The 266-nt window shown below is 44.4% G+C and carries 1 protein-coding gene; it reads right to left on the minus strand.

What is annotated here, in order from left to right; all coding sequences use genetic code 11:
• Nucleotides 1-266 (minus strand): hypothetical protein (locus tag H6A60_RS14600; protein ID WP_205105330.1); only part of this gene is annotated, 266 nt, incomplete at both ends.

Below are 266 nucleotides of genomic sequence, written 5' to 3' on the forward strand. Positions count from 1 at the left end.
TGGCAGTACGTGCCGCCGTATCATACTTATCCGGATCCGAATCCGAATCAATATAAGGTCCATACACCAGATCTTCGGCACACACAGTCTGGTTGCCATCATAACTCCAGTCGAAACGCGTATAGCTGGTATTGTTCTTCAACTTGTTGGTTACAATCTTATTGATATAACAGGCAGTTACCTTACCATCGTTTCTCCCGACAAACGACACGGTAGCAGTCTCATTCGAAACACTTTGTCCCGCTTCATCGTAATTGACATAATGA

It is taken from the genome of Sutterella massiliensis, from assembly GCF_016899755.1.
GTDB classification, from domain to species: domain Bacteria; phylum Pseudomonadota; class Gammaproteobacteria; order Burkholderiales; family Burkholderiaceae_F; genus Sutterella; species Sutterella massiliensis.